The organism is Plectonema cf. radiosum LEGE 06105 (assembly GCF_015207665.1).
GTDB classification, from domain to species: domain Bacteria; phylum Cyanobacteriota; class Cyanobacteriia; order Cyanobacteriales; family Nostocaceae; genus Rivularia; species Rivularia radiosa_A.
On record NZ_JADEWL010000085.1, the window covers coordinates 16,032 to 29,990 of the forward strand.

Annotated in this window: 10 protein-coding genes and 2 pseudogenes; 6 read left to right on the forward strand and 6 right to left on the reverse strand. The window is 36.0% G+C overall.

The window, feature by feature from the left end:
* Nucleotides 1-50 precede the first annotated feature (50 nt).
* Nucleotides 51-212 carry a hypothetical protein gene (locus IQ247_RS21010; RefSeq protein WP_193923075.1) on the forward strand — a complete coding sequence of 54 codons (162 nt, stop codon included), beginning with the start codon at nt 51-53 and terminating at the stop codon, nt 210-212.
* Nucleotides 213-276: 64 nt separating this feature from the next.
* On the opposite strand, the pseudogene IQ247_RS21015 reads toward IQ247_RS21010, so the two are convergent.
* Nucleotides 277-945, reverse strand: a pseudogene (locus IQ247_RS21015) (Uma2 family endonuclease).
* A 782-nt stretch (nt 946-1,727) separates the two neighbouring features.
* Nucleotides 1,728-1,907: a hypothetical protein gene (locus tag IQ247_RS21020; protein ID WP_193923076.1), complete on the reverse strand. Its 180-nt coding sequence runs from the start codon at nt 1,905-1,907 to the stop codon at nt 1,728-1,730.
* A gap of 176 nt (nt 1,908-2,083) precedes the next feature.
* Between IQ247_RS21020 and IQ247_RS21025 the strand changes: the two genes are divergently transcribed.
* The 3 genes from IQ247_RS21025 to IQ247_RS21035 all read left to right on the forward strand — a co-directional run bounded on the left by IQ247_RS21025 (nt 2,084) and on the right by IQ247_RS21035 (nt 5,845).
* Nucleotides 2,084-2,557, forward strand: a complete 474-nt coding sequence (locus IQ247_RS21025) for a beta/gamma crystallin domain-containing protein (protein ID WP_193923077.1) — start codon at nt 2,084-2,086, stop codon at nt 2,555-2,557.
* A 627-nt stretch (nt 2,558-3,184) separates the two neighbouring features.
* Entirely contained in the window at nt 3,185-4,663 is a 1,479-nt protein-coding gene (locus IQ247_RS21030; RefSeq protein WP_193923079.1) for a hypothetical protein, read from the forward strand.
* A 63-nt stretch (nt 4,664-4,726) separates the two neighbouring features.
* Nucleotides 4,727-5,845 carry a DUF1822 family protein gene (locus tag IQ247_RS21035; RefSeq protein ID WP_193923080.1) on the forward strand — a complete coding sequence of 373 codons (1,119 nt, stop codon included), beginning with the start codon at nt 4,727-4,729 and terminating at the stop codon, nt 5,843-5,845.
* A gap of 155 nt (nt 5,846-6,000) precedes the next feature.
* Here the strand turns inward: IQ247_RS21035 and IQ247_RS21040 are convergent, their stop codons facing one another.
* The 4 genes and pseudogenes from IQ247_RS21040 to IQ247_RS21055 all read right to left on the reverse strand — a co-directional run bounded on the left by IQ247_RS21040 (nt 6,001) and on the right by IQ247_RS21055 (nt 11,534).
* The gene (locus tag IQ247_RS21040; protein WP_193923081.1) at nt 6,001-6,603 is read right to left on the reverse strand and encodes a hypothetical protein; all 603 of its coding nucleotides are present in this window, start codon (nt 6,601-6,603) and stop codon (nt 6,001-6,003) included.
* 109 nt (nt 6,604-6,712) lie between these two features.
* Nucleotides 6,713-6,877: pseudogene (locus tag IQ247_RS21045) on the reverse strand (Mo-dependent nitrogenase C-terminal domain-containing protein); the annotation flags it as partial.
* A gap of 102 nt (nt 6,878-6,979) precedes the next feature.
* Complete coding sequence (locus tag IQ247_RS21050) at nt 6,980-7,363, reverse strand: response regulator (RefSeq protein WP_193923084.1); 384 nt, start codon at nt 7,361-7,363, stop codon at nt 6,980-6,982.
* A gap of 106 nt (nt 7,364-7,469) precedes the next feature.
* A complete protein-coding gene (locus tag IQ247_RS21055; protein WP_193923085.1) occupies nt 7,470-11,534 on the reverse strand; it encodes a response regulator in 4,065 nt (1,354 codons plus the stop codon).
* A 435-nt stretch (nt 11,535-11,969) separates the two neighbouring features.
* Here IQ247_RS21055 and IQ247_RS21060 point away from each other — a divergent pair, with 435 nt between their 5' ends.
* The gene (locus tag IQ247_RS21060) at nt 11,970-12,500 is read left to right on the forward strand and encodes a universal stress protein (protein ID WP_193923086.1); all 531 of its coding nucleotides are present in this window, start codon (nt 11,970-11,972) and stop codon (nt 12,498-12,500) included.
* A gap of 309 nt (nt 12,501-12,809) precedes the next feature.
* Nucleotides 12,810-13,959, forward strand: a 1,150-nt coding sequence (locus IQ247_RS21065; RefSeq protein WP_322745544.1) for a PEP/pyruvate-binding domain-containing protein, incomplete at its 3' end; no start/stop codon positions are given.

Sequence of the window (13,959 nt, forward strand, 5' to 3'; positions counted from 1 at the left end):
CTTTTCCTACTTTTTGAAAACAATAGGTAGAACTTAAAGAGGAGAGATTTATGAGTTTACGTACCTTTATATTGCTTGGACACCTTTTACGTAATGCCGAACGTGCTTATAACAATATGAAACCTAGTCTTGAAGATAGTTATGAAAGCATGAAGTGCAATATAGAAAAAACTTATGAGAAGGTGAAGCGTAGCATTCTGGAGCAAAAGTAGCGAAGACACTGAACTGTGGACAAGGGAAGGTAAAGGTGTTGAAATTAGGAGGTGATTGATTTACCTAATCATCGGGATTAATATTTAATTCTCGCAACTTTGCCGCTAATCTTTCAGCTTCCTCTTCTGGTGTGGGGACTAATTTTCCTTCCGGGGTAAAAAAGCGCAGTTGATTTTGATGAATTCCCAGATACAAACCAAGTTGTTGACTCCATAAATATCCGTAATCATTTGCTTGTAGGGGTTGATAAGTACCATCGACTAAATGGAAACCAGCAAATTCTAATGTATCTGGATCAAACCAAAAATAATCAAGAGTACGAAAAGTATCTTGATAAATTTGTTTTTTTAAATTTTTATCAACTTCAGCCGTTTTGGGAGATAATATTTCTACAATCATATTGGGATATTTTCCTTCTTCTTCCCAGACTACCCAACTTTTACGGGTTTTACGTTCGCATCCCAAAACCACAAAAAAATCAGGTCCTCTGAAATCCTCTGATTTGCGCTGACGGGGACTATAATAGATAGTTAGATTGCCAGCAGCATAAAAATCATTCCTGTCTCGTCATAACCATTTGAGACATTTAAGGAAAAGCATGATTTGCTCTAGATGTAATTCCGTTTCCACAGGTGGTTCATCACTATATAAATCTCCCTGGGGAAAAATTATAGCTTCTAATGAGTCTGGAATTATTTCTACTTTTTTTTCTTGATTTATATCTTGCACCATAGAAACCTATCGTTAAAATAATTACTAATTGTTTGACTTCATTTTTACCCACCTGGGACTGCAAGTCCCAGTCTGATAGCATAAGTCCATTTTAATGGACTAAAAATATTACAGCTTTAAGTTAGTTATATTTATATTTATATTTATATTTTTGATGATTTAGCTAATTATACGGCTCTGTGCAAGATATAAGTTGAGCAACCGACATGATCAAAAACCACAGAAGGTAATTGTGAATGGGTATGGGTTTATTTTAGCGCTGCCTAACTTCTCCAAATATGGTATGAAAGTATCAGGTTTATTTACGATGGTCATGTTCCACCTCCTACATTCATCCATTATCATATAGCAATCCTAAATGATTTGTAAGAAATTTGTATATAATCTGGCGCTTTATTACCGCTACTACACAAACTAAGTCCACGGAGGTGGACTTAATAGATAACCCGCGCAGGCGGGTTTTGTTTGTGTAGCCGCGACTTACAGTCGCCAGACATGAATCAAATTTGACCTCTATTCTCAACTTGGAATCTAAGTATTTTCTCACATCTCAATTCGGATTGCTATATTACCAAAAGACTTAGCAATGCTACGTCTCTACATTGCTACGTCTACATCCCAATTCACATTCTGATTCTGCAAACGATTTTTCCTAATTAAGGTTTGCAGAAGAAATCTTTTGTACAAGATAACCCAATCAAGAAGTTTCTTTAAGAAGTCGGGTTTCTTAAGGAAACCCGACTTCTAACTACAGATTTCTGAGACGACACGAACAGTAAACTCTAATTAAATGGCACTTGATACCCAGCAAATTCCCTCATGTAAGCCAAAATCGAAGTGCCATTTTCATCTTGAGAAACCTGGTTATTAAGCAGCAGCTTGGCAACTCCACCTTCACCGCGCAAATGTGCTGCTGCAAGAATTCCAGATGCTGTGACGACTACTCCTTCTCGTTGTACCAAATATCACCAAGGGTTATAAATGTAGCTCTTATTTTGTTGGGAATCTATCTTAATTATTTCAATAAGTGTATAGGTTGATTGAACTAAAACTTATTTAAAAGTGGGAGCAGAGAAAACAACTACCTAAAGTTTCTCTTTGTACTCAACCAAAAAATAGAGTCAAAAGGAGTATTTAAATGAATTCCAAGATGCAAAATCAAAAAAGTCTCGAACAGCAAGTCCAAATCGCCTCTTCTGACCTTGAGCTATTAAAGGATGAGGAGTTAGAAGCGAATAGCGGGGGGGGGCTTGACGACCTATTAAAAAACTTCTCGTTGCGAGGTAAGGTCGCCAGGTGGGCTGCCGTAGCTGCATCCGTAGTAGGGTTCTCTGTTGGTATGGTTATACCAGCTCATGCAGTCAACCGTGCAAGATGCGAGCCTGAAACCTTTAACATCGCTCAAGGACCTCGAGGCGACCGCGCTACAATGTGCTTCGCTAATGCTGGCGAGATTCTAGTTGGTATCGCTGACGTGCATAGATTTTATTCTGGAAACAACGCAGGCTTTGTTGTCACTAACAAGGGAACCTTCAACTTCGGAAAGCATCAGGTCATTGACTTCATCAACACGGTTGGCACAGTGACCATTTCCACCATCCATATCAACTGATTTTATGGCGGCGGTTGGCATCCAGCCGCCATTTGTCACAAGTTAAGGCTGCAAGGCAGTTGTCAAGGGGCTTTTAAAAGCTATTCGACCCATGTTTTTTCAATCATTTACGACAATTTGTCCTATTTTGAATGAAAAATTGATATTCAGATAGAGTCTCAAGCTTTTTGTCTGTATCAATATCTACAAAATTAGATGCGCTTACCCTGCTAAACAATCCACTATCTAAAATCAGACCACCAAAAAATCCAGCAGGTGCAATCAGGCGATTTCAAAGGTACAAAAATTACTGCCAACAAAATCGGAATTCTTGGAAATGTCCTTTCCACAAAAACAAATAGAAGATAAATAAACTTGCTAAATTTCAGTATTCGTCTGCTCTTATTTTCTAAATAATTATGAAAGACCCTACTAAAATCTTCTCTAGTAGGGTTCTTTATGGAGTTTAATGGTTCATATACTGTAAATAAATACAAATCATTCACAAAAGTGCATATCTAAGCCAATATTATCCCCATATTATGTGATGTATACGGATGCAGCCCCAAGAAAAATCATCAAAAAATCTCTGGTGCTGCTTAGCTATTAATACCATATTTTCCCAGTCGTAAAGTAATTTGAATTACCATGACATCACCAACAAAATATTGGCAAATGCAGATACTTCCCATCGGGGAAGATGTTAAGCAAAAAAAATACAGAGAAATCTCTATAGCCAAAGAGTTTTTTAAAAGACAATTCCCTGACTTAAGCGGTAACTGTGTACTATCAAAAGACGAAAATCAACAAGTTCAAACTATTTTATGGAAACTATTTCACTCAACTGATGACATTTTTCAACGTGCGATCGCGGGACTTTGTTTACGTTGCTATGTCTCCCACCGGATTCTCATTTCCTGTAAAACTATTCCTCACATCTACAACGTCAATGCAGAAAATCTGTTTAATTACACCGATTTACTTCCCTTCGTTTTAAACGATGATGGTAAAACCCTAATAATTATAGATACTAAGACAAAAACTCAATACAAGTTGAATCATCATGATGGTACAATTCAAGCGATCGCTAAAGATGGAGAATTTTTTAGTGTTGATATTTTGCGGAGATTCAATCCTAATTTAGGTCATAAGGAAAGCTTGGATAATTGGACTACCAGACTCACCCGTCAAAATGAAAATATCAAGTCATTTTTGTGGGAATTTGGGTTAGCAACCCCTAGTGATTGGGGATTACTATGTAAATTGGGTTCTCGTTCTTTATCACAACTACTCCCAATGGAAGACCAAGAAATTATCAAAGCCTTTCAGACAGTTTACCAGCGAGATAGACTCAAAAATCAGGAAAAAGGACGTTGTTTAGAACCAACACCAGATCAATTACAGGAAATCTTGGATTTGTTACAACAAATTAATTTAAATTTTTCTGCACAGCAGTTAATTGTACGTTTAAAATATATTGCAGAAATATTGCGTCAAGACTGGCTTTATAGAAAAACTGGCTATACTAAAACCGTACCCACGGAAATTTATGATAATTCCACAAATGATTATTTTGACCATCCAGAATTACCTTATCATCGAGATTCCGACCTGGAGGATGTAGAATTAGAACAATTACAAGAAACCTGTGAAAATTTATTTGAGCAAACGTTATATCAAATAGTCGGGGAAGTAATTCAGCAGCGTGTCCAAGATTTGCAAAAAAGTAAAGGTTATAAAAATTTTGCTCAACTATTTCCTGAAGGATTACGACTTTATTACCAAGAAAATAAGTCATTGAATGAAATTAGCAAAATGTGGGATATTGATTGGAGTAAAGCCAGACGAATTTTTCAATTAGAAAACTTTTTGGATATAGTACAGTATAGAACTGAAGAAGTTTTTTTAGATAATCTTGTAAAATCTTTAAATGAATCCCGATCAATGAAAATTTCCCAAGAACCCGATTATCTCAAAAATATCACTACTGAAATTAGAGAATTTGTCTGGAATAAAACATTTAAAAAAGCCAAATCAGAACTATTAGCTGGTAAAAAAAAGATGAAAAATAGCTTATTTGCTCAAATGATTAGGATTTATTTTAATGATTTGCGTGAGCCAGGTTAAACTAATAATTTTCATCAAAAATATACATCATTCTATTTTCAGATAATTCATCCAAGAGGCAATATGACAAACTCACGTATTTATCAAATTAAAACACAACAAAATAAAATAAACTGCTCTCCAAAATTTGTTTGGTTAGAAGCAGAAGATTTTGATGATGCACGGGTAATCAGTGAAGATAATTTGAGCCAATTACCTGATAAAAATCAATGGGAAATATATTTAAAAACATTAGGAAAGATTGGTTTTGAAAAGTATGTGAAAGAAAGAAATTCCAGTATTAAAATTAAACCAGACAATAGTGCTAATCTAATTAATGATGTTTCTTTTCTTTGTATTAATAATTTTCGTCTCTGCTTAATTATTATTGATAATTTGGTTGATGATTTGATCATCCTACCAAATAAACTTATCACCTTAGCCGAAATTGCTGCTCATTTCTATGTCTTGTTAGAGGTATTAGAAGAAGAGGAAAAATTAAATATTTATGGCTTTTTGCGTTATGATGAACTATTTAAATATTCTCAATATTCTCAATCACTAGATTTAAAATCTCAACCAGATGATAGTTATCAATTACCACTATCTTTACTTGATACAGAGTTAAATAACCTCTTACTATACACTCGTTTTTTAGAGCCTTCTGCGATTAAATTACCTGTAGTAGCAAGTAATAATAGAGCGTTAGAAACTCTAAGTGAGGTAAAAATTCAAGTAGATAAAGTATTAGTAAATTTGAGTAAATGGCGGGATGATATATTTGAAGAAGGTTGGCAATCTACAAGCTTGGTTGGGATTAAAGTTTTAAATAATCCGATGTGGGGTTATGCTAGAAATAGCAAAAATTCACATAAGTTTTCTATTTCACGAACCAAATTCTTTGATTTTGGACTATTACTGCAAAATAAAACCTTAGCTTTAATTGTAAATCTTCAACAAGAAGAAAATGGGGAACAAAGTGTACTGGTACAAATTATTCCTCATCAAGAAGAATATTTACCACCCGGTTTGAACTTGAAAATTACTCTAAATCCTAATACTGCTGATTCCATCAGTCAGGAAGTTAGTGCAAGACAAACTGATAACCTAATTCAATTAGAGTTTACCGAAGAATCCAATAAAGAATTCAAAGTTGAAGTTAGTTATCAAGGTACTGTGTTTACTCAGGAATTTATTTTGTGAAAAGAAAATCATGAAAGCGGATAGAAAACATTAGTAGCAAATCTTCAGAAACTTTGGTTTTGATAACAGGACTAACTGCCGAAGCAATTACTCACTGCTGTAATAATTTATCACCTGGTAAATCTCAAATTTAGTGCTTGATAATTGAGGTAATATCATTGGATATCACCAACCCAGACTGAGCCTAGCCAGACTGCGTACAAAGTATCACCGTCAGATGTTTGAGTTATGTGGTAAGCTGTTTTTTGAAGAACTTCTACCTCTTGGGGTGTCAATTCATCCATTTTTTCATAATGCTCAACATCATCTATACGTAATTCCCATGTCATATCATGCAGATTGTAGTGATTTGAAGCATACTTGGAATAGGGAAATGGTTCGTATTGATTTTTTGGGATAGGAAAAACATTTTCGTACCAATCAATTCTTTCACCTATTCCTGCAACGACTTGTGAATGGGAAAAACGTGGATGAAACAACCAAATTTTTAAATAAAAAGGCTCTCCTCTTTCAATAAGTTGTTTTTTCCAATTGTGGTAAATTTCAAACATCGCTGACAAGATTAACCGTCTGTACCACAATGGCGGTGATGGTTTTCCAAGACTTGACCAAGGGTGAATCCAGATTTTGACATAATCATAGTTAAAATTATTTAAACCCAGGTTGAAATTTTGCTGTTTCCATTTTTGAATGTGTTTAATCCGTCTTTTCCAACCTCTAATCTTCTTTTTATTTTTAGACCTGCACTTATTTGCCATAATTTCCTCCGTTATCGATTGGTATTATCACATTAATTGCATTGTGATTTTCATCCAATCAAGTGTTGGAGCTTAGCTGATTAAGGTAGCAAATAGCACGAAAACGTCAACCAATTAACTGCTCATACAGAGGATTGAGCTTACACAAGGGTGGTATCTGGACAATTAAGTCACCAAACAGTTTGATGTCACTTGCAAATGGGCAAGAAGCCGGGATTACTCGGCACAAGAATCGCGCTAATATTGTTGTCTGTAATTCTGTAATCTGTACCATTAAAGGTCAATCCATTTTCGCAAATCTAAAATCCAAAATTGTTTGACCTGTTTTATCAGCTAAATTCTTAATATGTAATTCCCATATCAACGGATTTCATCACTAATCATCATCCCAACCGAGAATTTCGGAAATTTCTTGCGCTAATGTTAAGGGACTGAAGGGTTTGGCGATCGCCGCTTTAATTCCTAAATCTGTGTAGCGGCTACGTTCGGTATTTTGCACTTTAGCGGTAAGTAAAATTACTGGTATTGTCTGAGTGATTAAGTTGTCTTTAAGACATTTAAAAGTACTAATACCATCCATATCTGGCATCATCACATCTAAAAGGATTGCATCTGGTTTTTCTGTTTCGGCTTTTTGAATTCCCTCAATTCCCGAACTCGCTGTTATCACTTCCCACTTTGCAGTAGTTTGCAAACAAATTTTAGTCACTTCCTGAATATATTCTTCGTTATCAACTACTAATATCTTTTTTACTGTCATTACTAATACCAAGAGATTATTTGATTTAAATGATGATTTTTAGTTATTTCCGAAGTAATATTGTGTCCCCTTAATTTTTTTAGTCCTATTCATAGGACTTTTGTTATTAGAGGGAGAATTCATTCTCGTTCGGGCGTTCACTGTTACCTCGGTGAATTGGCAAAGTAAAATAAAAAGTACTCCCAACTTCCATGATACTTTCAGCCCAGATTTTTCCACCGTGCATTTCTAGGATACTGCGACAAATGGCTAAACCTAAACCCGTACCTTCATGATTACGGGAATCTGAAGAATCTACTTGTTGAAAGCGTTCAAAAATAAGTTCTAATTTATCTTGGGGAATACCGCATCCAGTATCTTTAACTGTAAATAATATTTCTGAATCTTGCTCAAAAGCTGTTAACCAAACTGTGTCACCGGGGGAAGAAAATCTAATTGCATTACTTAGTAAATTTGTCAATACTTGAATAATGCGATCGCCATCTACTTCTAATTGAATTGGTGAATTTTTGACTGATAGTTTAACTTGGGCTTTATCCGCTAAAGTTTGTGTAATATGTATCGCTTGGAGAATTAACTCAGAAACTTGATATATTTGCTTGCACATTGTGACTTTACCAGATTCGATGCGCTCGATATCGAGAATATCGCTAATCAGTCTTACCAAGCGTTCCGTGCTATCGGTAGCAATTTGCACTAACCGTTTACCATCTTCGGAGTTTGCTTGAATTAAACCAGTAGCGAGCATTCCTAAAGAACCATGAATTGAAGTTAAAGGGGTACGGAGTTCGTGAGAAACTACTGAAACAAACTCATTTTTCATGCGTTCAATTTGTTTGCGGTTGCTGACATCTTGCAAATAAACTGTATAAATTATCTTGTTGCCTAATTTTAAGGTTGAAATAGACGCTTCTGCGGGAAATACGCTGCCATCTTTGCGTTTACCGTAAATTTCGCGGCGTTCGCCTATTTTTCGAGATGGAGTAGAGGATTTACCAAAATTGGCTACATGATGACGGTGAGCTTCTGCTGAAGGTTCGGGTAAAAGTAAATCTAAAGGTTGTCCGAGTGCTTCTTTTTGAGAATAACCGAAAATTCTCTCCGCACCTTGATTAAATAAAGTAATCCGCTGATTGCTATCAGTAGAAATGATTGCATCGGAGGCAATTTCTACAATCCCGGAAAATTGGGCTTGCGCTCGCTGACGTTCTGCTAATTCTAATTGTAAGCGTTCGTTCATCTCTACTAATTCTACAGTGCGTTCTGCGACTCGATTTTCTAATTCTTCCTTGCCTTGACGCAGAGATGTTTCGATATGTTGTTTTTCGATTGCACCGGAAAGAACGTTAGCAATGGCTTGTAAAAAATACACGTCATCTTGGTTAAAAATCCGTTTCTGACGACTATATACACCTAAAACACCATAAGCACTACCAACCCCGAAAATTGGTACGCTTACACCGCTAATAATACCATGTTCTTCGAGTAAGGTAGGGCTGTTAAATCGGGTTTCTTGGCGCAAATCTTCAATAATCACGGGTTCTTTTGTCAGCAAGGTATTGCTAGTTAGGCAATCATTGAAACTTAACAGCGCTTGTCTGACTAATCCTTCATCCCAACCAATTCCCGCACGCAGCAATATCACCGGGGAACGGCAGTCAGCGCAGGCTTGCAACGGCGGTGTACCGCTGACATTACCTGATGGTAAAAGTTCTAAAATATGGCAAAATTCGATATTTAAACTTTGAGCAACTAGCGCAACAGCTTCGTCCATCAAAGCAGATATATCTTTATTTAATAAAGCTAATTGCCCCAACTGTGCGACACTTGCTTGCTGCTGAACTTTGGCTTTAAGTAACAAATTAATTTGTTCTCTTTGTGCTTCAACTTGTTTCCGGGTTGTGATATCTCGCGTCACAGCCAATTGCATAAATTGACCATTTTCTGGGTTGAGTAAAGGTACCCCATGAGTTTCTACAAGCCGATGACTACCTTTCAAGCCGATGATTTCAAATTCTAAAGTCTCTTTATTACCCCCACAAACACTTTTGTTTAAATTTTCAAATGCCTGATGATATTCGGGGGAAATTACAGAATAAATATTTTGACCAATTGCAGTTTCGTCGGCTTCAATCATCGCTAAAGCTGCGGGATTCATTCCTAATAAAGTTCCATCTGCATCAACTAATTTGATACATACAGGAGATGCATTAAAAATTGTTCGCCAGCGTTCCGATTCCATTTCATGACGTTTTTCCCGTTCTTTTGTCATTCGTCGAATTAAATTAATTCTTTCCAAACGGTTGACAATTCGGGTAACTAATTCCGGCCCCACAATTGGCTTACTGACAAAATCATCTGCACCAACACTAAAAACTTGATTTACAGTTTCTGCTTCATTATGAACCGTTAAAAACAATACTGGTAGAAGGCTCCACCGGGAATGATTGCGAACTTGATTACACAGTTCAATCCCATTAAATCCTGGCATTTCCACATCTAAAATTAATAAATCCGGCTGGATTTCTTCTAAGGTTTGCCAAAATTTTTGCGGTTCTGCTAAAGTTTTTACGGTGATTCCCCAATATTTAAGTAATTTTTGCAAGACTTCGAGAACTTTTGGATCATCATCTACAGCTAATACTGTTGCTTGTGTATTCTCTAAGTTTTTAATTAATTGCAGCGCAGTTTCTAAAATTTGTTCTGAACAAGCAGATTTTTGCAATATTCTATTGTCCTCATTGTCAATCAATGGTATTTCTCTACTCTCATCTGTTATTTGAGATAATTCCTGAGATGATTTGTGAGATAAGATTATGACTGGAATTGACGGTTTACGATTTTTGAATTCTGCTAATAAACTTAAACCATCATTTTCTCCTAAAATAGAACCATCAATTATTGCTAGATTTGGATGTTCTTGGTAAAGTTGTTTTCTCGCTTTAAAAATGCTATTTACAGTAGCAACATTTAACCTGGAATTGGTCGCTTTTTCGATGAAATCTTCGGGAATTTCTTGATGTGGATCAACCACTAAAAGTAAAGGATATTCCGAAATGTGTTGATGCTCATTGTCCGATGTAATTGAAATTGGTGATGGTAGATTAATTTCAATCATTAAAGCATTTACCCAATCATTAAATTGTCCAATTTCAGTTTGATTTAAAGTCTGATTTTCTTTGAGTAAAAGTTCAATATGACGCGCTAATTTGGAACCCTTCGCAAAACCAAAAGTTCCTAAAGAACCAGCCAGGGTATGAGCTTCTGCGACTGCTTGAGAATGCAATTCCTTCGTCAAATATTGATTATTTTCTAATGCTTGTGCTGCTCTGAGCAATACATTTACCTGCCCAGATACACGTCCCTTGTACTTTTCCCAAACTCCAGCGATCGCAGCAAGAGTTTGTGCTTTAGTTACTTGAGAACTCGATGCTTCTTCCTCATCTGCTTGTTCCCTTGTCTCCTTTTCCCCTTGTTCTATTGTCTTCCTTTCCTCTTCAATTGGCTTTAAGCGATACCCAATACCATATACCGTTTCAATGAAATTACCAGCGGCTCCTGCCGCTTTCAGCTTCATTCGTAATCCTTTGATATGAGTACGAACTGCTTCTTCCGAAGGAATATCTTCATAAGACCACAGATGCTCTAAAATCATTCCACAGCTGAATACACGGCGACTATTACGTAAAAATAATTCTAATAATGAATATTCTTTAGGAGTTAAAGATAAATTTTTTGTATCATAATCTACTTCGCAACTGCTAGGATCAAGACGCAAATTACCCCATTCTAAAACAGTAGGTAAATTGACATTTCCTCTACGTAATAACGCTCGAATCCGTGCAACTAATTCTTCTTCATCAAAAGGCTTGACTAAATAGTCATCTGCTCCAGCATCCAAACCAACAGCTTTTTCATGGGAACTATTGCATCCAGTCACCAGCATAATTGGAACTAACAAGTTATTAGAACGGATTCGTCGGCAAAGACTAATACCATCAAGCTTTGGTAAAGTTATATCTAAAATAATCAAATCGTAATCGAAAGCTTCAACTAAATCCCAACCCGCTTCTCCATCGGCAGCAACTTCAACTGCATAATTTTTATCAGTCAGCACAGCACTCAGCGCTTCAGCAACAAGTTGATCATCTTCTACAATTAGAATTTTCATAGATTCGGGCGCTTGAAATTCAATAAAGGTTTAGAATTGATTTTTTTTTGGATTGATTTTAATATTTTAATATTTGATTTTTTTAATATTATAATAAAATGTCAAGAGCTTTACTATTTTTATTTTAGAATAAAAGATAAATCCAGCTTGATTTTTATTAACAAATATAATTTTTATTTAAGATTTTATTGAAGATTTTGTGTATTTTTTTTAATGATTTTTTAATGATTTTTTTGAATTCTCATTTTTGGAAGCATGATTTGAGGATAAAATAGCTAAAAATTAGTTTAAGAATTGCTTGAATATTTTGATCAATTCTCAAGATTATCCTCACAACTTCCTCAAATTTATAATTTAATTTTAATATTGAATGGTTTACTAACAGCGTTGCGATCAAGATATTAATTTTCTGATTAGTACAGAAGAGGTAGAAATATGTTAAAAAAAATTTTAGTTGCCATAGATGATGGAGAAACTAATCAACATATCTTAGATGAAGCTATATCTTTAGCTTTAGCTGCCGATGCTCAACTAATAATTACCCATGTCATACTCCCCTTCAATGAAATATATCCCGAACCAGGGTATATCGCTGCACATGGTTATCATCCTACAGTACATGGTGAAACAGCAATTAATTACTATATGCAAAGATTGGAGGCTTTAGAACAACAAGGTATGGAATTGTTACAATCCTTTGCGAATAAAGCTGAAACGAATGGTGTAAAGACTGAATTTGTTCAAGCTACTGGTTCTCCAGGATATATGATTTGTAATGTTGCTCGTAGTCGAGAGGTTGACTTGATAATAGTCGGTCGTCATGGACGCACAGGATTGAGTGAGTTTTTCTTGGGTAGTGTTAGCAATTATGTACTGCATCATGCACATTGTTCTGTTCTGACAATCCAAACACCAGTTTATCAACAAGCGACTGATTCTTTTTTAATGGAAGCGGCTTTGATGTAATTCCATCCTATTTGATAACACTTGATATTAACTCCATACACTTTTGAATGGTTTAAGATGATTACCGAATCGAGGGAGTAGGGAGCAGAGGAAAAGAAATTACATCGGTAAACTGATAACTGACAGTTGAATCATAAATTTAAAATTTGAGGAACTTGTGAGGAGAAGGCAACCAGTAATTAAAATATCATCCTCACAAAATCCTCAAATTATTTAATTATAAATATATTTGTGTGAGAAGAAGAGAACGGAAACAGGATTGGAGTTTTCCCTTGGTATTGCTCAAATTGAGTTACAGGAAATCACGCTATGCGAAACACACTCACCAATCAACAATCGGAACGTCTTTGTTCTAGTGAACAAACTTTAGTATTACCTTTAAATGCAGTCGGAATCGCTGATATATCTAAAGTTGGTGGAAAAAACGCTTCTTTGGGAGAAATGATTCAACAACTCCAACCCAAAGGAGTAAAAGTTCCCAACGGATTTGCCACTACTGAGGTAGCTTATCGATATTTTATCAAAGCCGCAGGATTAGAAACCCAACTCAGAGAGATATTTGCAGATTTGGATGTTGAGAATATTGACAACTTGCGAGAACGAGGTAGAAAAGCCAGACTTTTGATGCTGGAAACTTCTTTTCCTCAAGACTTGCAACAAGCAATAGCTCAAGCTTACCAAAATCTCTGTTCTGAGTATGGTATTGATACAGATGTAGCAGTTCGTTCTAGTGCTACCGCAGAAGATTTACCCGATGCTAGCTTTGCTGGTCAACAAGAAACTTATCTCAACGTCCACGGATTACCCAGTGTTTTGCAAGCTTGTCATAAATGTTTTGCATCAATTTTTACAGACCGTGCCATTTCTTACCGTCAAATCAAAGGCTTTGACCATTTTGATGTGGCTCTTTCTGTCGGTGTGCAAAAAATGGTACGTTCTGACTTATCCACTTCAGGTGTAATGTTTTCCATTGATACCGAAACTGGATTTAAAGATGCTGTGTTAATTACAGCTGCATATGGGTTGGGTGAAAACGTCGTCCAGGGTGCCGTAAATCCCGATGAATATCTGGTATTTAAACCCACATTAAAACAAGGTTATCGTCCCATTTTAGAAAAACGTCTGGGAAGCAAAGAAATCAAGATGGTTTATGAAATCGGAGGCACAAAATTAACCAAAAATATTCCCGTCAAAAATAGCGATCGCCATCAATTTGCGTTATCAGACGAAGAAATTTTGCAATTAGCTCCGCAAGCTTGTTTAATCGAAGAACACTACTCACAAGTGCGTGGTACCTATACCCCGATGGATATTGAATGGGCAAAAGACGGTATTACCAACGAATTATTTATCGTCCAAGCTCGTCCAGAAACGGTACAGTCACAGAAGGTAAATAACGTCCTGCGTACTTATCACTTCCTAGGAAATAATTCTAACTCCACTTCCCCCCATCCCCCCC

What these genes read in the sequence shown, in the direction of transcription:
- IQ247_RS21010 (WP_193923075.1), top strand. Translation starts at nt 51, where the DNA reads ATGAGTTTACGTACCTTTATATTGCTTGGACACCTTTTACGTAATGCC.
- IQ247_RS21025 (WP_193923077.1), top strand. Translation starts at nt 2,084, where the DNA reads ATGAATTCCAAGATGCAAAATCAAAAAAGTCTCGAACAGCAAGTCCAA.
- IQ247_RS21030 (WP_193923079.1), top strand. Translation starts at nt 3,185, where the DNA reads ATGACATCACCAACAAAATATTGGCAAATGCAGATACTTCCCATCGGG.
- IQ247_RS21035 (WP_193923080.1), top strand. Translation starts at nt 4,727, where the DNA reads ATGACAAACTCACGTATTTATCAAATTAAAACACAACAAAATAAAATA.
- IQ247_RS21040 (WP_193923081.1), bottom strand. Translation starts at nt 6,603, where the DNA reads ATGGCAAATAAGTGCAGGTCTAAAAATAAAAAGAAGATTAGAGGTTGG.
- IQ247_RS21050 (WP_193923084.1), bottom strand. Translation starts at nt 7,363, where the DNA reads ATGACAGTAAAAAAGATATTAGTAGTTGATAACGAAGAATATATTCAG.
- IQ247_RS21055 (WP_193923085.1), bottom strand. Translation starts at nt 11,534, where the DNA reads ATGAAAATTCTAATTGTAGAAGATGATCAACTTGTTGCTGAAGCGCTG.
- IQ247_RS21060 (WP_193923086.1), top strand. Translation starts at nt 11,970, where the DNA reads ATGTTAAAAAAAATTTTAGTTGCCATAGATGATGGAGAAACTAATCAA.